The following is a 19,152-nucleotide window of genomic DNA, read 5'->3' as shown; positions in this document are numbered from 1 at the left end:
CGGTTCAGGGATGAACTGCTGAACGGGGAGGTCTTCTACACGCTACGCGAAGCCCAAATCATCATCGAAGAAGGGAGGAAACACTACAATACCAAACGACCACACAGTGCTCTGGGCTATGCCAACGCCGAGACGGTGTTTAGAGACCCCAAGAATGACTACACCAAAAAGCTGATCGCCTCGGCACCAAAAGTGCTGTGATAAGGCGAAATCGTGGGTCGTGTGCTGCCGGTCTTAGCTATCGCAGCGCTTTGCTTCGACCTGGCTCGTAGGTTGAGAGAAGCAGGCTGGTTTCTGATCTGGTCACGCCTTCGAGTTTCCGCACCGCGAACAGAACCTGGTCGAGTTGCTCAAGCGTGTCGGCGCCAAGTGCGACGATTAGATCCCAGGCACCATTGGTTGTGTGGATCACCTGCACTTCGGGCATGTTCTGCAGGCGCATGATGATCCGCTCGGTCCCGCGCCCCTCAATCCCCAGCATCATCTGTCCGCGCACCGCATGGGCAATACCGTCGCCGCGGGTCACGGCCTTGTAACCCGTTATTTCCCCACAGCTTTCCAGGCGCGCCATTCTCTTGCGGATGGTTGCGCGGGTCACCTGCAGGTGGTGCGCCAGTTCCGAGATACTGGCCCGACCGTTGCGCCGGAGTTCCGCCAGCAGTGACTTATCCAATTTGTCCATTTTAGGTGCTCATTTTGATCACTACTTATCAAAAATAGATCAGTTTGCGGTTTTGCGCTATCCATTAAAACACGCATCTCTCGGCGTATGAGCAGAAATATTATCATTCTTGGTGCGCCAGTCGATTGCGGCAAACGCAGGCGGGGTTGCCTAATGGGACCTGATGCGTTTCGCACCGCCGGTATCGTGGAGGCCTTAGAGAGCCTTGGTCACACGATCGAGGACCGGGGCAACCTGACACCCGACCCGATTGACATGGAAAGCCCCGCGCTGATCTATGCTTTAGGTCAGAATATTGGCTGGACCCACAGCCTTGCGCGCGAAGGTCAGAAAGCCGCAGAAACCGGTGTGCCGGTCTTTCTTGGCGGCGATCACGCGCTGTCGCTGGGCTCGGTTGCGGGCATGGCGGCCCATGCAAAGGCCGTAGACCGGCCCTTGTTTGTGCTGTGGCTTGATGCGCATAGCGACTATCACACGCCCCAGACAACCTCCTCGGGTAATCTTCATGGGACGCCGATGGCTTATATCGCCGGTCGGGACGGCTTTGACGGGTTTCCGACGTTTCCGGAACCGGTGCCGCAGGATCGTCTGGGTTTTGTCGGGCTGCGGTCTGTCGACCCCGCCGAAAAACAGGCGTTGGAAGATGGCGGTGCGCTGATCGCCGACATGCGCGCGCTTGATGAACATGGCATCAAGGCACCCATCCTTGCGTTTCTTGACCGGGTCGTGGCCGCCAATGGCCTGCTGCATGTCTCGCTTGATGTTGATTTCCTTGACCCGTCAGCCGCACCGGCCGTCGGCACGACCGTTCCGGGCGGGGCAACCGAACGCGAGGCGCATCTTGCCATGGAACTTCTCTGTGACAGCGGGCGGGTGACCTCGTTGGATCTGGTTGAACTCAACCCCATCCTTGATGACCGCGGCAAGACGGCAACCCTGATGGTTGACCTTTGTGCCTCTCTATTCGGACGCCGGATCTTTGACCGCCCAACCTGGAGCCACGCATGATTGCACCTTCTGAAAAGGCAATGGTCCCGTTTGTCTCTGTCGCGAACATGATGCGTCTTGTGCATTCCGTTGGCCTGGAAGAGATGATGGCCCGGATCGCAGACCGCATCGAAAGCGACTTCCTGCGGTGGGAGACGTTTGACAAGACCCCGCGTGTTCCGGCCCATTCCGAAAACGGCGTCATTGAACTGATGCCCACCGCGGATGAGGACTTTTACGGCTTCAAATACGTCAATGGGCACCCGGTGAATATGAAAAGTGGTTTGCAGACCGTCGCGGCCTTTGGCCTCTTGTCCCGCATGGATACAGGGTATCCGGTTCTGCTTTCGGAAATGACGCTTCTTACCGCCTTGCGCACTGCCGCCATGTCGGCGCTGGCGGCCAAGTTTCTTGTGCCGCAGGATGCAAAGACCATGGCGGTCATCGGCAACGGGGCGCAGTCTGAATTCCAATCCCTAGCCTTCAAGCGCATCTGCGGCGTCGATACCGTGCGTCTTTATGACATCGACCCTGCGGCGACAGAGAAATGCGCCGCCAACCTTCAGGGGCATGGCCTGACTGTCATCAAATGCACAAGCCCTCAGGAAGCGATCGAGGGTGCCCAGATCATTACGACGGTTACGGCGGATAAAAAGTACCAACGAATCCTGACCGATAACATGGTCGGATCGGGGGTCCATATCAACGCAATCGGTGGTGACTGCCCGGGCAAGACAGAGCTGCATAAGGACATTCTTCTGCGCTCTGACATCTTTGCGGAATACCTGCCCCAGACCCGGATCGAGGGGGAAATCCAGCAGCTGGACGAAGATCACCCGGTCTCCGAGTTGTGGCGCGTTTTTCAGGGCACGGCGGAAGGCCGGACATCGGAACGCCAGATCACGCTGTTTGACAGTGTCGGCTTCGCGGTTGAGGATTTTTCCGCGCTTATAACTGTGTATCAGGCGATCCAGAACACGCCTTTTTTCGAAGAACTGGATCTGGTCGCAGACCCCGACGACCCCCGCGATTTGTTTGGTATGCTGATGCGGGCCAGCCCGGACCAATAAACGGGCCACGATCTTGGGGTGTTTAAGCGCGCCCAACCTCGTCTCGCGCACCATCATCCGGGGCGATGACCTTGATATCCGCACTTGCCGCCCAGCCATGGATATCATCGCGGCGCAATGCGGCGGCCATAAGGTCAGGGAACTGATCGGGCGTACAGGCAAAGACAGGCGCACCCATGGCTGCGATCTGACCCGCAATGGTCGGATCGTAAGAAGGTTTACCCTGATCTGACAGTGCCAACAGGACAATCACATTCACGCCTGATCCGATCAGCCTTTGGGTCCGGGCAATCAGGTCATTCTGATTTCCGCCCTCATAAAGGTCTGTGATCAGCACAAGATGCGCCTTACTGGGCGCTTCGACCTTATCCTCGCAATAAGCGACCGCCTGATTGATATCCGTGCCGCCGCCAAGCTGCACACCGAAAAGCACCTCGACCGGGTCTGCAAGTTGATCGGTCAGATCAAGGATCGCTGTGTCAAAGCAGACCAGTTTCGTTTTCACCACCGGCAGCGATGCCATAACGGCAGAGAAGATGGATGCGTAAATCACGGATGGCGCCATAGAGCCGGATTGATCTACGCAAAGGATCACCTCGTCCAAATCCACGATACGGCGTTGCTTGCGCTGAAACCCGACCAGCCGTTCCGGGATGATGGTCTGATGTGCTTCCTGCCAGGTGTGCAGGTTCTTCTGGATTGTCCGCGGCCAGTCGATATCGGCAAAGCGCGGCCGGCTGGTGCGTTTGGCCTTGTCCACCGCACCGCGCAGGGCCTCGGCGGTTTTGCGTTCAAGCCGTTTCATAAGCTCGGCAACCACCTTGGCGATGACCTTGCGCGCCGTGTCCTTGGTCTTTTCCGGCATCACGTTGCGCAGTGAAATAAGGTTGGCGACCAGGTCCACATCTGCCTCAACCGCCTGAAGGAACTCCGGCTCCATCAGCATCTGTTGCAGGCCAAGGCGTTCAAGCGCGTCTTTCTGAACGATCTGAACAACCGGCGAGGGGAAAAACTCGCGGATGTCACCCATCCATTTCGACACTGCCGGGGCCGAACGGCCCAGCCCTGCGCGGCGCTTGCCGCCCTGCTGATCATCCTCATCGCCATAGAGCATGGTCAGCGCCCGGGACAGGCGCTGATCTTCAGCGCCCAGCTGTTCATCTTCGCCGCCAATGGCCAGACGCCAGCGGCGTTCGCGGTCTGTGTCATCCTCAGACATCGCGGCCCCCTTTCGTCAGGATGGCTTTGAGCGCGTCAAAATGGGCAGGCCAAACCTCTGCTGCATGTTCCGACAGCACCCGCCCGGTGCCTGACGCCTGGCGCCCGAACAAGGCATCCAACAGGCGCTGGCGTTCGGTCCTGTCCAGTTCCGAAAGCACGCGGCGGAACAGCGGCAGGTGTTCGGTGAAGGTCTCCTTATCAAGCGAGACGATCCATGCATCAACACAATCCCTGAGCGCATCGTCATACAGCAAACGCTGGCCTGCCCCGTAGAAGAACCCTTCGAAGAACGCGGCGGCATCTGCAACGGCCGTTCCGGGGGACAGCATGCGGCCCAACAGTGCGGTGGCGTCTTCCGGCGTCATTTCGTCAGCTTCGTAAAGCATCCGCGCTGCGGTTCCCATGACAAGACGCGCGGCCTTGGTATCATTGGCAATCTTGGTAAGCCCATCGGTCCAAAGCGCGCTCAGATCCTCGGTCGCAACAAGACGCAATGCGCTATTGGCTTGTTTCAGCAGCTCTGCGAAGTCTTGCGCGGCCTCGGCATCCAGCCCGCGGGCGGCGTATTGCATCTGGATCGCGCTTTGCGTGGCGATACGGGTAAACAGCGCGGTCAGGGCTTCGGCATCGACCACGCGGGCCTCGCCATAGCGGATGATATCCGCCATTGGGCCGAGGGAGCTTAGCAACTCCCGGCAGTCACTGGTCTGAGCCGCCCGTTTCGCAAGCCGGGCCGTGCCATTTGCAGCCGCATCAGGAAGTTGCGCGGTCAAAGCCCCGAAGACCAGGTTCGCCAGTTTGCCCAGCGTGGTTTCCTCTTTCATCCGGGCGGTAAGACGGCCAGAGGCTGCGGTTTCGATGGTCGTGCCGTAGACAAGGCTTTCGACCAGTTCCACGGCGTATTCCGGTTCCCACCGCAGCTGCCATTTTTCGCGGAACGTGCCGCGGCTGCGCCCAGCCGTGCCAAGGGTTCCCCAGGGGACATTCAGCACTGTCAGGCGATGAAGAAGCGTTGAGCGGAAAAGCCCGCTATCGCTGCGCAGATCAAGCGACAGTTCCTTTTCCAGCGCCTCTGGCTTGAGCCGCGCCTTCTTTTGCTGACGCTGCAAATCGTCAAGCAGCGGGGCAGAGGGGACAGTGCTGGGGATCGACCCGACCTCATTGCCGAGGATCAGCTTGCTTTCCACAAGGGTCCATAGGATCGGATCGCCATAGCAAAGACAGGCCACCGTCGCCTCGCGCAGCTCTTCAAACCCGGCGCGGGGGCGACCCCGGACAGCGGCAAGCGCGGTCGCCAGCCGTTCGGTTTCAATCAGCGACGCGGTGGAAACGATCTGGCCTTCTTCGCGCAGCATCCGCGCGATGCGGGCGACCCAGATGCTGGCCTGTTGCGGGCCAGGGTTATCCCACAGATGTTTGCACCACCCTGGCGCCGCCACCCCAGCGCCATAGCCCGACGCAAACGCAAGCCGGGGCGAGGTCCAGGGGGCCCAGGTGGCTATGGTTTTGGCCTTTGGTCCGCCCTTGAGCAGGGCGCGATCATCTTTGGCGGTGTGTTTTGCCCGCAGTGCCGGAACATGGAACGCACCGCAAACCACTGCGACCGGTCCGCCTGCGGCCTTGGCTGATTTGGCGATTTCCAGCCGCATATGCGCCTCGCGCGCTGCTTCGAAGCGGGGTAAGGGCGGTTCATCCTGGCGCAGGGCGGCCATTGCGTCGCCCACGGCTGCAAAGACCGGTCCGGGATCGGGGTTTTCCTCGATCACGTCGCGCCACCAGCTTTCGCCATCTTCGTATCCGGCCGCCTCGGCCAGTATGCCGATCGGGTCCATGCGGATGCGTTGGTCCCAGTCGGACTCATGGGGTTCCGGCGCAGGATCGGTATTTGTGGCCTCTTCAGGCGTGTCATGGTCTTCGGGTTCGGCCTCTGGCAGTCGCCAGGCGACAGGCAGGTCAATATACCGCACCGGAATATCCCGTGCCAAAGCCCATCGGATGGCTTGATATTCCGGTGAAAACGTCGCGAAAGGCCAGAAAAATGCCCGGTTCGGCGTGTCCTTGGGATAGGCGAGTTGCGCAACGGGCGGCACCATCGCTTCATCGGCCAACAGCGCTAACCGGTCCGACAGGTCCGCTGGCCCCTCAACCAGCACCTCCACCGGGCGCAATTCATCCAGCGCTTCGATCACCCGGCGGGCAGAGCCGGGGCCATGGTGGCGGATACCAAGATATGTAACCTCAGCAGGCATCAGAGCAGGTCAGTCATCACACTGTAATAGTCGGAATAGCCGCGCCGGGTTTTCAGCACCGTTTCAAGATATTCCTCAAGGATTGTCTTGTCCTGCACCGGGTCCTTGACGATGGCCCCCATCACAGAAGGTGCCAGCCCTTCGACGGACAGGTCGCCTTTGGTAAAGAAAGTTGCATGGGACAACCCGCCGACCACAACGGCGATTGCCTCGGCGGTGGACAGTGTGCCGGAGGGTGACTTGAGCGTTGTCTTGCCATCCAGCGTTTCCCCCTGACGCAATTCGCGGAAGATGGAGAGCACGCGCGCCACCTCTTCCTGCACGTTTTTCGGCGCGGCCAGCTCAAGCGAGGTAGCCATTTCGCCCACGCGCTTGGTTACGATGGCGATTTCTTCGTCCATATCGTCGGGCAGCGGCAGGACCACGACATTAAACCGGCGTTTCAGGGCGGCAGACAGGTCATTCACCCCCTTGTCCCGGTCATTGGCGGTGGCAATCACGTTAAAGCCGCGTGTGGCATAGACTGCGTCATTCAGTTCCGGGATTGGCAGCATCTTTTCCGAAAGAACGGTGATCAGGGTATCCTGCACGTCCGACCCCATGCGGGTCAGTTCCTCAAGCCGGCAGGTCTTGCCCTGTTCCATGGCGCGAAACAGCGGGGTCGGGACCAACGCATCGCGGCTGGGCCCATTGGCCAGAAGCTGTGCGTAGTTCCACGAATACCGCACTTGGTTTTCATCGGTCCCGGCGGTGCATTGGATGACCATGGTGGAATCGCCTGAAACGGCGGCGGCGATATGCTCTGACACCCAGGATTTGGCCGTGCCAGGCACGCCCAACAGCAATAGCGCACGGTCGGTTGCCAGGGTTGCGACAGCGGTCTCAATCAGCCGTTTCTGGCCAACATATTTCGCGGTTATCTCGGTCCCGTCCTTGGCTTTGCCGCCCATCAGATAGGTGACCGCCGCTTGCGGTGACAGCGCCCAGCCCTCCGGCTTGGGCGCGTCATCCCCGGCTTTCAGAGCGGCCAGTTCGGCAGCATAGGTTTCTTCGGCAGGACGGCGGAGCATGTCAGACATCGGAATTTCCTTCAAAGGGCCGCATTCAGGCGCAACAGGGTAAGACGGGGGTCAACAAGCAGAAGACCCGCTTGCGTAAGCTTTTCCAGCAAGGCAGCGGCAGCCGCCCGATCCAGCAACATGCCAAGATAAGTCAGCACGCTGCCGATCTGATGGTCAGCTGCCGCGTCATTGTTGATCTGCTTGATCAGCTCGGGGATCAGCTTGGCTGGCAGCGCCGTTAACGGCGCTGTGCCATCGGGTTTGTTCAGCCATTGCCGGGCGGTCTCAAGGCGCCAATCATCTTTGGCCAGAATGCCCAGACCAATGGTCATGCGTTGTTCCGGCGAAAGCCGCTCCAGCAGCAGATAGGGCGTCGGGTCCGCCTGCGCAATAGAGCGTTCTAGCAGCCGTTCCACCTGCGTATCCGTGCCAGTAGCGGCAACAATGGCGTTAACTTCGTCATTGGCTTCGCCAAAGTCCCACCGTTCGATGAACTCATCCGGTGTCATGTCAAGCGCAGCCGAAAGACGGTCAAGCGACAGTCGGCTCAGAATATCGCGCCGCCGTCTGCGCTGTGCGTCGGTTTTCAGCTTGCGGCCGGTCACAACAACCTTGCGTGACAGGATCCCGGACTTTTGAGATTGCAGATAATCGGGGACTTCGGCCGCCGCCTCGGCATCTTCGTCCTCAGACAGTCGCCCAAGCCGGGCCAGCTGGGTTTTGACCAGCGCCTGCACCTTGGAGGATCGGTCCGTTAGAAAGATTTCCAGCAGCTGGACATCCGCACTGGTCAGCGCCGGGCGCAGGCAGTCCAGCAGCCGCAAGCGCTGATCTGCTGCGACTGTAGGGGCAACCCCCGCGATCAGGGTCCGGGCGGCATCGGGATCAGCGCGGTGGAGGCCCTCAAGATCGACATAGCGGGAATGCGGTGGCTGATCGTCCCAGGTTTCCGCTGAAAGCCCTGCCTCGGTACCGCCGCCTTCCAGCCAGTCGCGCCACGGGGTATAAAGCGGCGGCAGGCTTGCGTCGTTGCGTTTGGGCATCCAATCCAACGGATTGACGCAATATCCGCGCGTGGCCAGCAGGGTCACAAGGTCGATGCCCTCAACCTCCTTGCTTTCCAGCGCTCTGCGCAGCAATGGTCGATGTTCGTCTGCAAGTGGTGGCAGCGCCAGCGAAGGCAGCTCGGGCCGCACGCTGGTCTTGCTGGCGTCACCGGGACGGGTTGCGATGCGGGTGAACTGCCCGGCAAGGGCAAGCTGCGCCAGGGGGTCCATGTCTTGCCAGTCCTCCGGGCCTGCGCCCGCGGTATCGGCACCTGTCATCCAGCGGGCTTTAAGCGCCTCAATGTCAGACAGCATCTTATCCATCCAGCGACACACGGCCCCATTTCGTCTGCGCCGACAGGATCGACAGGCGTGCCCCGTCCCAAAGTGCAGTCGTCTTTTCCAGCAACATGCCCTCAAGCGCCACAGGCGGCATCTGATCCACAGGCAGGGTCAGGCCTCCCTTTGCCGCGATCCACCAGGGCGCATTGTTGGCCGCCTTGGCGATCCGGCCTTCGGGCAGCAATATCGGGGCCTCTTCGCTCCATGGTATCTGGCTCTCAAAAGCGGCGGCATCCGCCAGCGGTGTTGGGTTCGGTGTCGGCCAGGGCGCGCGGCTGCACCCGGCGCGGTCGTTTAGCACGGCCCGCAGCGGTGCCTGTCCGGGATAGAACACCAGCTCTGCCTCGAACTGCTCACCGCTGGCAAAAGCGCCACTGCGCCGCCCGGCCGTGATCGAGAAAAAGTCCAGCAACAGCGCGAAACGCGGGCCCTCATCGCGCAGGTTCATCAACCAGGTGGATTGCGAGACCAGATCATCGCGCCGCGTGACGATCCGTTCTCCGGCGACTTCCCAATGGCTTTTGAGGCGCAGGGCATCGGGATGCTCAAGCACCGCCTCTCGTTTTTCTGCCGTTCCAACGGCACGGCGGATATCTGGTGCTGTGCTATCGGAACGGTAGGCGCGGGCCAGGATCACCAGTTTACTTAGCTGGCTGACCAGCGCATCCAGCCGCTCTTCGCCCGGCAATGCCATGATGCGGGCGGGAATTTCGTCAATTTGACCTGCCAGCGCCCCGGCCTTGCCATCAATCATCCGCGCGGCAATCGCACGGCAGCGCGCCGAAAGATCGTTAAGAAGGGTGCCAAGACCATTGCGCAGCTGGTCCGCGATCCAATTCTCAAGGTCATCCATGGCACCAAGGCGGATGACCTCAGTCTCGGCCGCACGTTTTTTTGCCGCGGCTTTGCGGCGGGCGATGGCCTTGGGGTCCTCTGGCTTTTCAGGCTCGGCTGCGCGTGCCTCAGCAAGGCTTTTGCCTTCGGTCGATGTCTCTGCCTTTGGTCCGCCGGTCTTGCGCCGCCGCCCAAGCCAGTCATTGACCCATTCGGGCACGCTTCCTGCATCGAACTCAGCCGGAGCCTCGGCATACATCCACATCAATGCCAGGGCATGCTTGCAGGGGAATTTTCGCGACGGGCAGGTGCATTTATAGCCCTGATCGGTAAGGTCAAAAACCGTCCGGTAAGGGTTTGCACCGGACCCCTGACATTCGCCCCAGACAAGGTTCGCGTTCGCGTCCGCTTCCCGCACCGGCCATTTTGCAGCACTCATCAGCTTTGAGGCCGCTTTGAGAGAGGCCTGATCAGGGGCAAGTGCTGCAACTGTTTCAGTGGTCAAGGTCATCCTGCGCGAAGTGGTAACAGGCTTGCCGCACTTATCAACCCTTGTCTGTCGTGGCGGGGTCAGCCCATCGTTCAGGGGCGCAGATTTCGTCGTGCTTTGACTATTGCAACCGGTTGCAATAGTTGGCATGCTGGCGTGCGAAACAAGGATTCGAGACAGATGCTCAAAGTTGGTTTGCTGGGTGCAGGGCGGATCGGGAATGTACATGCACGCACGATTTCTGCGCACCATAGCAGCATGCTATGCGCTGTATCAGACGCTTTTTCAGAGAATGCCGAAAAGCTTGCTGCAGAGTTCGGAACCAAAGCACGGACATCCGATGACATTCTTGCGGACCCCGAGATTGACGCCGTACTGATCGCGACCCCGACCGACACGCATTCCGATCTGATCGAGGCGGCGACCAAGGCTGGCAAGGCCGTATTGTGTGAAAAGCCTGTTGATCTGAGCCTTGAACGCGCCATGGCCTGTCAGGCCAGCGTTGAGACTACCGGACAGCCGGTCATGATCGGCTTTAACCGGCGCTTTGACCCCAGTTTCGGCGCGCTTAAGACCGCTTTGCAGGCTGGTGAGATCGGCAAGGCGGAACTGCTTTCGATCACGTCATTCGATCCGGCCCCGCCGCCGGTTGACTATATTAAGGTCTCTGGCGGTTTGTTCCGGGATATGATGATCCATGATTTCGACATGGTGAACTTCATCATGGGCGATGCGCCTGTCAGTGTAACGGCCAAGGGGTCCTCGGTGGTTGATCCGGCCATTGGGGCTGCAGGTGATGTGGACACGGCGGTCGTCACGCTGACCTATGCAGATGGGCGTATCGCTGTGATCAAGAATTCGCGGCGGGCGGCGTATGGTTATGATCAGCGGATAGAGCTTTTGGGGTCAGAGGGCCTGCTGCAAGCGCAGAACATGCTGGAGAACACCGTTATAAAATCAACCGCAGACGGTGTGACCGGCGCAAAACCGACCTATTTCTTTCTTGAACGCTATATGCCCGCCTATCAGGCGGAATGGGCGTCATTCGTGGATGCGCTGAAGACAGGTGCGCCCATGCCGGTCACATTGAAAGATGGTGTCGACGCTTTGCGCATGGCCGAGGCCGCAACACAGTCCGCGCAAGGCGGACAGACCGTAAACCTGGCAGATGTGGGGTAAGCCGCAGATCTGCGCAAAACAGATATCCGGGGCAACCGGGTGAACGAGGCCCGTTGGGCCGCACAGATTAACAAGACTTCAAATGGGAGGAACCAATGAAGAAGTTTGTAAAAGGCGCACTGGCAGCGGCGGCGATGGCCGTGGCAGCGCCCGTAATGGCACAAAACATCATCGTGGTCAGCCATGGCCAGGCAAATGACCCGTTCTGGTCGGTTGTGAAAAACGGCGTTGAACTGGCGGCCGAGCATACCGGTGCCGATGTAGATTACCGTGCGCCAGAGACCTTTGACATGGTGGCGATGTCGCAGCTGATTGACGCTGCGGTCAACCAGGAGCCTGACGGCATTGTCGTCTCCATCCCCGATGGCGATGCGCTTGGCCCCTCAATCAAGCGCGCGGCAGAGGCCGGTATTCCGGTTATCTCGATGAACTCCGGTTCTGATGTGGCAGAAAGCCTTGGCGCAGCGCTGCATGTCGGTCAGTCCGAATATGACGCAGGTCTTGCCGCAGGCAAAAAGCTGGCTGAGATGGGTGGCAGCAAAGGTCTGTGCGTGAACCACGAGGTTGGCAACGTCGCACTTGATATGCGCTGCCAAGGCTTCGCTGATGGTTTTGGAAATGATGTCACCGTTCTGCCAACCACCAACGACCCAGCTGAAATCGAAGCCAAGGTTTCCGCTGCGTTGGCGTCGGACGAAGACATCGACACCGTTATGGCGCTGGGTGCCAGCCTGGCCGGTGAACCTGCTGTTGCAGCGGCGAAAGCCTCTGGCCGTGACGTGCAGGTGGCCTCGTTCGATCTGTCGGCCAACTTCCTGCAGTCGATCGTTGATGGTGACGCGGCCTTTGCCATTGATCAGCAACAGTTCCTGCAGGGTTACCTGCCGGTCGTCTTCCTGGCCAACCATGCGAAATATGGTCTGATGCCCGGTGGCAACGTGCCGTCTGGCCCGAACCTGATCACAGCGGACAAAGCCGGTCAGGTGATCGAACTGTCGGCAAAAGGCATTCGCTAAATCTTGCTGCCTGCGGGGGCGTCGCATCGCGGCGCCCCTTTTCCCAGTATTGAACAATGACAGGAGCACCGGCCATGCCGAACGATACGCCTGCCGCCGATGAGAGGGTCAAAAGCGAAGGCTTGGTCTCTCGGCTTCTGAAACGACCGGAACTTGGCGCGATTGCGGGCGTTGTTCTGGTTACAATCTTCTTTTTGATCACCGCGGACAGCGCGATGTTCACGGTTTCGGGCATCATGAACTTCATGACGCCCGCTGCACAGCTTGGCATTCTGGCCATTGGTGCAGCGATGCTGATGATCGGTGGTGAGTTTGACCTGTCCATCGGGTCGATGGTCGCCTTTGCGGGTCTGTTCTTTGGCGCCTGTATCGTCAACTGGAACCTGCCGCTGGTGGCAGCTATCCCGCTGACCTTTGTCTTTGCGGCCTGCGTCGGGGCCATCAACGGCAATATTGTGATACGCTCCGGCCTTCCGTCCTTTATCGTCACGCTGGCATTTCTGTTTATCCTGCGGGGCCTGTCGCTTGTGGGCCTGAAGGCCGCAACTGGCGGCTCGACCCAGTTGCGCGGCACGCGCGAAGCGGTCGAAGGCGACTGGCTGGCACCGTTCTTCTCGGGGGATGCTTTCACGGGCCTGTTCGCCTGGCTGGCGGAACACGGGCTGGTCGATACGTTCAAGAACGGCAATCCGAAAGTTCCGGGTATTCCGGTTGAAATTCTGTGGTTCGTGGTGATCGCACTGCTGGCTACCTATGTCCTTTTGCGCACACCGGTGGGCAACTGGATATTTGCTGCGGGCGGGGATGCGAATGCGGCCTCCAACTCTGGTGTGCCGGTGCGTTCGGTCAAAATCTCATTGTTTATGGTCACGGCCTGTTGTGCCGCGCTGGTGGCGATCATCACTGTGCTGGATGCCGGATCAACCGATGCGCGGCGCGGGTTCCAAAAGGAATTCGAGGCGATCATCGCCGCCGTCATCGGGGGCTGTTTGCTGACCGGCGGATATGGTTCGGCTATCGGGGCGTTTTTCGGCTCGATCATCTTTGGCATGGTGGTTATCGGCCTGACCTATACCGATTTTGATCAGGACTGGTTCCAGGTCTTCCTGGGCGGCATGTTGCTGATCGCGGTTCTGTTCAACAACGCCATACGCAAACGTGTGACGGGGGAGCGCTGACATGACCACTGACAGCAAGTTTCACCATGATGACCCCACCGATGCCGAACCCATCGTGCAGATGAAGGATATCGAAAAGCACTTCGGCAACATCATTGCCTTGGCCGGTGTCTCTTTCGATGTGCGCCCAGGGGAGTGTCATTGCCTGCTGGGCGATAATGGTGCGGGCAAATCCACCTTCATCAAGACCATGTCCGGTGTGCATAAGCCAACCAAGGGGGAGATCTTTTTCGAAGGTCGCCCCATGAGCTTCAACACGCCCCGCGACTCGATGGAGGCGGGTATTGCCACGGTGTTCCAGGATCTTGCGATGATCCCGCTGATGAGCGTGACCCGCAATTTCTTCATGGGGCGGGAGCCGACAAAGGGATCGGGGCCATTCAAGCGCTTTGATACCAAGACGGCCAATCAGGTTACCATGGATGAGATGCGCAGGATGGGCATCAACCTGCGTGGGCCGGATCAGGCTGTGGGCACCTTGTCGGGCGGGGAACGTCAGACGGTGGCCATCGCACGCGCGGTCTATTTCGGTGCAAAAGTGCTGATCCTGGACGAGCCGACCTCTGCCCTTGGGGTGCGCCAGACCTCGAACGTGCTGGCAACCATCGACAAGGTGCGCAATCAGGGTGTCGGCGTGGTTTTCATCAGCCATAACGTCCGCCATGCGCTGGCTGTGGGGGACCGCTTTACCGTGCTGAACCGCGGCAAGACGCTTGGCACCGCCAAACGCGGCGAGATCAGCCCCGAGGAATTGCAGGACATGATGGCCGGCGGTCAGGAGATGGCACAACTCGAAGGTTCGCTGGGCGGAACTGTCTGAAAGATCAGGGCGGGCCGTGCAATTTGCGACCTGCGGGAACTCAAAGGAAGTGATTGCGATGTCGAAAACGATCCGTTTGACGGCCGCGCAGGCCATGGTGCGGTATCTGTCCGCGCAAATGAACGAGGATGGCGACCGGTTCATGGCCGGTATCTGGGCCATCTTCGGTCATGGCAATGTCGCCGGTCTGGGGGAGGCGCTGTATCACGCACAGGATACGCTGCTGACCTATCGTGGCCATAACGAACAGACCATGGCCCATGCGGCGATTGCGTATGCCAAGCAGTCGGGCCGCAAACAGGCAATGGCGGTAACCTCCTCCATCGGGCCGGGGGCGACCAATATGGTGACGGCAGCGGCCCTTGCACATGTGAACCGCCTGCCGGTGCTGTTTGTTCCGGGGGATGTGTTTGCCTCACGCGGGCCTGACCCAGTGTTGCAACAGATCGAGGATTTTACCGACGGGACGGTCAGCGCCAATGACTGCTTCCGCCCGGTCAGCCGCTATTTTGACCGCATTTCACGGCCTGAGCATTTGTTGACCGCCCTGCCGCGCGCAATGCGGGTTCTGACCGATCCTGCCGATTGCGGACCGGTCACACTGGCCTTTTGTCAGGACACGCAGGCCGAGGCGTATGACTATCCGGTCAGCTTTTTTGAGCCGCGCGTCTGGCGGCAACGCCGGATCGGTGCGGATCAGGTGGAACTGGACAATGCGATTGCTGCAATACGTGCGGCGAAAACTCCGGTGATCATCGCGGGCGGCGGCGTGCATTATTCCGGCGCGACCGAAGCTTTGCGTGATTTGGTCGAGCAGGCGAATATCCCCGTTGCGGAAACGCAGGCGGGCAAATCGGTCCTGCCTTGGGATCATCCACTGAACCTTGGTCCGATTGGTGTCACCGGCGGTGCCCCGGCCAATGACCGGTGTGAGGCGGCAGACCTTGTGCTGGCGGTTGGCACCCGATTGCAGGATTTCACCACTGGCAGCTGGGGTCTGTTCAAGAACCCCGACCGGCGCATGATCTGCCTGAACGTCGCCCCGCATGATGCCGCCAAACACGGGGCGGAACCGCTGTTGGCCGACGCGTTGCGCGGATTGCAGGCCCTTGGCGCAGCGCTGACCGACCACAAAGCCCCGGGCGATGTTGCTGCAGCCAAGGCGGATTGGTTCTCCAAGGTTGACCCGCTGACCAATGCCCCGGCCGATGGCAACCAGCTGCCCACCGATATGCAGGTTGTGGGCGCGGTTCAGCGCGGGGCTGGCCCGGATACCGTCGTTATGTGCGCTGCAGGCACAATGCCCGGAGAGCTGCACAAGCTTTGGAAAGCGGGCCGACCTGGCAGCTATCACATGGAATACGGGTTTTCCTGCATGGGCTATGAGATCGCCGGGGCCATGGGCATCAAGATGGCCCAGCCGGACCGTGACGTGATCTGCTTTACCGGTGATGGCACCTATATGATGGCCAATTCCGAGATGGCTACAGCGGCGATGATGGGCATCAACTTCACTGTGGTTGTCACCGATAACCGTGGTTTTGGCTGCATCAACCGCTTGCAAATGGGCACCGGCGGGGCGGAGTTTAACAACCTTCTGGATCATGCAGTTCATGAAACACCCTCCGCGATCGACTTTGCCGCACATGCGGCCTCGATGGGGGCAACGGCGGTCAAGGTGTCCGGTATCGCCGACCTTGAAGCCGCCCTTGCCAAACGGCACGGCATCATGGGGCCTTATGTGGTTGTGATCGACACCGACCCTTACCCCTCGACCGAGCATGGCGGCACCTGGTGGGAGGTTGGCGTGCCCGAGGTCTCAACCCGGTCAGAGGTCAATGAAAAGCGCGCCGCCTATGAAGCGGCTCTGAAAGAAAGAAACGAGCAATGAGCGTAAAAATCGGCATATCCCCGATTGCATGGCAAAACGACGATCTGCCCGACATCACGACGGATTTCACCATGGAACAGGCGCTGAAAGAAGCGCGTGAGATCGGCTATACCGGTGTCGAACGCGGCCAGCGGATGCCACAGGACACGGACGGGCTGCGCGGTTATCTGGAAACCTATGACATCGCGCTCTGCGGCGGATGGTGCTCTGGCGCGTCATTGGTCAATGACTTTGCCGCCGAAAAAGCTGCCGTCAGTCAGCAGGTTGCGCAGTTTGTCGCCCTGAATAGCCCGTGCATCGTTTATGCCGAATGCTCCAACACCGTGCAGGGCCAGATGGATGTGCCGGTCAATAATCGCCCCAAACTGTCGCGGGATGACGTTCTGGCCTATGGCGCAAAACTGACCGAGCTGGCCAAGTGGATGGCGGATCAGGGCATGCCGATGGCATATCATCATCATATGGGCTCCATCATCGAAAGCGAAGATGATGTGAACTGGCTGATGGAAGGCTCCGGCCCCGAGCTGCGCCTGTGCTTTGATACCGGGCATCTTTTGTTTGGCGGCGGCGATGTGATGGCCACGCTGAACCGCTGGGGCGACCGGGTGCACCATGTGCATTTCAAGGATATTCGCCCCGATGTGGTCAGCGATGTCCGCGCCAACAACCGCTCCTTCCTGGATGCCGTGATTGCCGGGGCGTTCACCGTACCGGGCGATGGCTGCATTGGTTTTCAGGCCGTCACAGATGCGCTGAAGGCCATGGAGTATGAGGGCTGGATCGTGGTCGAGGCAGAACAGGACCCGGCCAAGGCCCCGCCATATGAATATTCCCGCATGGGATACGCGCATATCGTCGATGTCTGCGCAAAGGCGGGTCTGGCAATCGCGACCTAAGCGGGCGACAAAAAGGGAGGTTGCGCTGATGCGGCATCAGACGTCTGAAACTGCCGGGTATTATGATCACGGGTCATGCGATTTGGATGCTTTCAGGGCGTTGACAGCGCAAAGCCTGAACACCGCAGATGTGCCACTTGCGGCGGCTGTCGAAAAGAATGTGCCGGTCTATGACATGGCCGTTTTGCGCCCGATGCTTAAGGATGCAGCGACGCGTCGCAAACTGTTGACGGAATGGGGTCATGTCCTGCGCAACTCTGCCGGGGTGATTGCTCTGAAGCAGGCCTATCCGGATCGGTCAGTTATCGACCGCGCAACGGATGTGTTCACCGCGATCATCGCCGAAGAGCAGCAGGTCAATGCGGGCAAAGGTGACCATTTTGCGGCCTCGGGCGCAAATGACCGCATCTGGAATGCGCTGCAGAAACACTGCCTGCGCGATCCTGAGGGCTTTGCACTCTACTTCGGGAACATATCGGTTGCTGCGGCATGTGAGGCATGGCTTGGCCCGCATTACCAGATGACCGCACAGGTCAATCAGGTGCGGCCCGGGGGCAAGGCCCAGCAGGCGCATCGCGATTACCACCTTGGTTTTCAGACCGCAGAGGTAAGCGCCCGGTTTCCCGCGCACGCGCACCAGTTAACCGCCAGCCTGACGCTGCAGGGTGCCATCGCACATGTGGACATGCCGCTGGAAAGCGGTCCGACCAAGTTACTGCCGTTTTCGCAACTTTACGGCCCGGGCTATCTTGCGTTTCACGACAAGGCGTTTGCCGCATATTTCGAAGAGACTTGCGTGCAACTGCCCCTTAGCAAGGGGGATGCGGTTTTCTTTAATCCTGCGCTGTTTCATGCGGCCGGCGAAAACCGCAGCGCCGATATCCACCGGATGGTCAATCTTTTGCAGGTTTCATCGGCGTTCGGGCGGGCGATGGAAGCCGTCGATCATGATGCAATGTGTCGGGCGGTGTTTCCGGCGCTGACCGGGCAGCGTCTGAATGACGCCGAACTGGCCGCCGCGATCGGTGCAACGGCAGAGGGATATTCCTTTCCGACCAATCTGGACACCGACCCGCCCGTTGGCGGCAACGCTCCGCAAACTCAGGCCGATATCCTGCGACAGGCGATTGATGACGGCTGGGATCAGGCCCGGCTGAACGCAGCCCTTGATGCGCTGTGCCAGCGCCAAAGCGCATAACGAAAGGTTCCCAAGCCATGACTGATCTTCTTCGCAAGCCGACCGCCGCGCACGGCAAGGTGCATAACATTACGCCAGAGCGGGCGGGGTGGCAATATGTGGGTTTCGGTCTTTATCACCTGAAGGCTGGCGAAACCGCGGCTGAGGCAACGGGCGATCGTGAGGTGATCCTTGTCATGGTCGAAGGCAAGGCCGAAATCACTGGCGCCGGGCAGGCGTGGGGCGTGCTGGGCGACCGCATGGATGTGTTTGAAAAAACGCCGCCGCATTGCCTTTACCTGCCAAACGGGACCGATTGGCAGGCCGTGGCTGCGACCGACTGCACAATCGCGGTCTGCACGGCACCGGGCCAGGGCGGTCATCAGGCCCGGCGGATCGGACCGGACGGGATCACCCTGACCGAACGCGGCAAGGGCACGAACACCCGCTTTATCAACAATATCGCGATGGAAGGCGAAGACTACTGCGACAGCCTGCTGGTGACAGAGGTGTTCACACCCAACGGCCACTGGTCCAGCTATCCCAGCCATCGCCATGATGAGGATGATTTCCCCCGCATCACCTATCTGGAAGAAAGCTACTATCACCGCCTGAACCCAAAGGGCGGGTTTGGCATCCAGCGCGTCTATACCGAGGATGGCAGCCTGGACGAAACCATGGCCGTCAAAGACGGCGATGTCGTGCTGGTCCCCCGGGGTCACCACCCCTGCGGCACGCCATATGGGTTCGAGATGTACTACCTGAACGTCATGGCAGGCCCATTGCGAAAATGGCGGTTTCAGGCTGATCCAGCGGTTCAGTGGATCATGGACCGCGACGCCTGAAGCGTCAGGCAGTGTCTAAACGCAAGCCACACATGAAGCCCGCTATTTGATTGCGCTAGAGCGCCGTCCTTGAAATCTGAATCGGTGGGATTCCCACGATGCGGATTTTGTGATTCACTATATTTGGAGGTGGAACATGGGCAAATCGCTATCACTGGATATTCGGGA

17 protein-coding genes are annotated in these 19,152 nt (G+C 59.7%); 11 read left to right on the top strand and 6 right to left on the bottom strand.

Annotation, left to right across the window (positions count from 1 at the left end; translation table 11 throughout):
• On the top strand, window positions 1–201 hold a 201-nt coding region (locus tag ACW9UQ_RS16090; RefSeq protein ID WP_458932037.1), incomplete at its 5' end, for an integrase core domain-containing protein.
• Between the two features lie 37 nt (window positions 202–238).
• Here the strand turns inward: ACW9UQ_RS16090 and ACW9UQ_RS16085 are convergent.
• Window positions 239–682 carry an Lrp/AsnC family transcriptional regulator gene (locus tag ACW9UQ_RS16085; protein ID WP_458932036.1) on the bottom strand — a complete coding sequence of 148 codons (444 nt, stop codon included), beginning with the start codon at window positions 680–682 and terminating at the stop codon, window positions 239–241.
• 87 nt (window positions 683–769) lie between these two features.
• Here ACW9UQ_RS16085 and rocF point away from each other — a divergent pair, with 87 nt between their 5' ends.
• Together rocF and ACW9UQ_RS16075 are read left to right on the top strand one after the other, a co-directional pair.
• A complete protein-coding gene (rocF, locus tag ACW9UQ_RS16080) occupies window positions 770–1,690 on the top strand; it encodes an arginase (RefSeq protein ID WP_458932035.1) in 921 nt (306 codons plus the stop codon).
• Window positions 1,687–2,739, top strand: coding sequence for an ornithine cyclodeaminase (locus ACW9UQ_RS16075; protein WP_458932034.1), 1,053 nt, complete (start codon window positions 1,687–1,689; stop codon window positions 2,737–2,739). Before rocF ends, ACW9UQ_RS16075 begins: the two co-directional genes overlap by 4 nt.
• Before the next feature lie 22 nt (window positions 2,740–2,761).
• Here ACW9UQ_RS16075 and ACW9UQ_RS16070 read toward each other — a convergent pair whose 3' ends face one another.
• The 5 genes from ACW9UQ_RS16070 to ACW9UQ_RS16050 are packed head-to-tail and all read right to left on the bottom strand — an operon-like array spanning window position 2,762 to window position 9,997.
• Window positions 2,762–3,958 carry a VWA domain-containing protein gene (locus ACW9UQ_RS16070; RefSeq protein ID WP_458932033.1) on the bottom strand — a complete coding sequence of 399 codons (1,197 nt, stop codon included), beginning with the start codon at window positions 3,956–3,958 and terminating at the stop codon, window positions 2,762–2,764.
• Entirely contained in the window at window positions 3,951–6,209 is a 2,259-nt protein-coding gene (locus ACW9UQ_RS16065) for a DUF5682 family protein (protein WP_458932032.1), read from the bottom strand. Before ACW9UQ_RS16065 ends, ACW9UQ_RS16070 begins: the two co-directional genes overlap by 8 nt.
• Window positions 6,209–7,288, bottom strand: coding sequence for an ATP-binding protein (locus ACW9UQ_RS16060; protein ID WP_458932031.1), 1,080 nt, complete (start codon window positions 7,286–7,288; stop codon window positions 6,209–6,211). Before ACW9UQ_RS16060 ends, ACW9UQ_RS16065 begins: the two co-directional genes overlap by 1 nt.
• An 11-nt stretch (window positions 7,289–7,299) precedes the next feature.
• Window positions 7,300–8,631 (bottom strand): DUF5691 domain-containing protein, encoded by a 1,332-nt coding sequence (locus tag ACW9UQ_RS16055; protein ID WP_458932030.1) that lies wholly within the window; start codon window positions 8,629–8,631, stop codon window positions 7,300–7,302.
• Window position 8,632: 1 nt separating this feature from the next.
• Entirely contained in the window at window positions 8,633–9,997 is a 1,365-nt protein-coding gene (locus ACW9UQ_RS16050; RefSeq protein WP_458932029.1) for an SWIM zinc finger family protein, read from the bottom strand.
• 165 nt (window positions 9,998–10,162) lie between these two features.
• On the opposite strand from ACW9UQ_RS16050, the gene iolG reads away from it, so the two are divergent.
• The 8 genes from iolG to iolB all read left to right on the top strand — a co-directional run bounded on the left by iolG (window position 10,163) and on the right by iolB (window position 18,984).
• A complete protein-coding gene (iolG, locus tag ACW9UQ_RS16045) occupies window positions 10,163–11,161 on the top strand; it encodes an inositol 2-dehydrogenase (RefSeq protein ID WP_458932028.1) in 999 nt (332 codons plus the stop codon).
• A 95-nt stretch (window positions 11,162–11,256) separates the two neighbouring features.
• Window positions 11,257–12,177 carry a sugar ABC transporter substrate-binding protein gene (locus ACW9UQ_RS16040; protein WP_458932027.1) on the top strand — a complete coding sequence of 307 codons (921 nt, stop codon included), beginning with the start codon at window positions 11,257–11,259 and terminating at the stop codon, window positions 12,175–12,177.
• Window positions 12,178–12,251: 74 nt separating this feature from the next.
• Window positions 12,252–13,355, top strand: coding sequence for an ABC transporter permease (locus ACW9UQ_RS16035; RefSeq protein ID WP_458932026.1), 1,104 nt, complete (start codon window positions 12,252–12,254; stop codon window positions 13,353–13,355).
• A 1-nt stretch (window position 13,356) separates the two neighbouring features.
• Window positions 13,357–14,175, top strand: coding sequence for an ATP-binding cassette domain-containing protein (locus ACW9UQ_RS16030; protein WP_458932025.1), 819 nt, complete (start codon window positions 13,357–13,359; stop codon window positions 14,173–14,175).
• A 58-nt stretch (window positions 14,176–14,233) separates the two neighbouring features.
• Complete coding sequence (gene iolD / locus ACW9UQ_RS16025) at window positions 14,234–16,066, top strand: 3D-(3,5/4)-trihydroxycyclohexane-1,2-dione acylhydrolase (decyclizing) (protein WP_458932024.1); 1,833 nt, start codon at window positions 14,234–14,236, stop codon at window positions 16,064–16,066.
• On the top strand, window positions 16,063–16,962 hold the full coding sequence (gene iolE, locus ACW9UQ_RS16020; protein ID WP_458932023.1) for a myo-inosose-2 dehydratase: 900 nt from the start codon (window positions 16,063–16,065) through the stop codon (window positions 16,960–16,962). Before iolD ends, iolE begins: the two co-directional genes overlap by 4 nt.
• A gap of 28 nt (window positions 16,963–16,990) precedes the next feature.
• Window positions 16,991–18,160: a phytanoyl-CoA dioxygenase family protein gene (locus tag ACW9UQ_RS16015; protein ID WP_458932022.1), complete on the top strand. Its 1,170-nt coding sequence runs from the start codon at window positions 16,991–16,993 to the stop codon at window positions 18,158–18,160.
• 17 nt (window positions 18,161–18,177) lie between these two features.
• Window positions 18,178–18,984, top strand: coding sequence for a 5-deoxy-glucuronate isomerase (gene iolB / locus ACW9UQ_RS16010; protein WP_458932021.1), 807 nt, complete (start codon window positions 18,178–18,180; stop codon window positions 18,982–18,984).
• The last annotated feature ends 168 nt before the right edge of the window (window positions 18,985–19,152 follow it).

The organism is Halovulum sp. GXIMD14793 (genome assembly GCF_054457435.1).
Note: the sequence above shows the minus strand (reverse complement) of the source record. Positions and strands in the feature narration are given on the sequence as shown.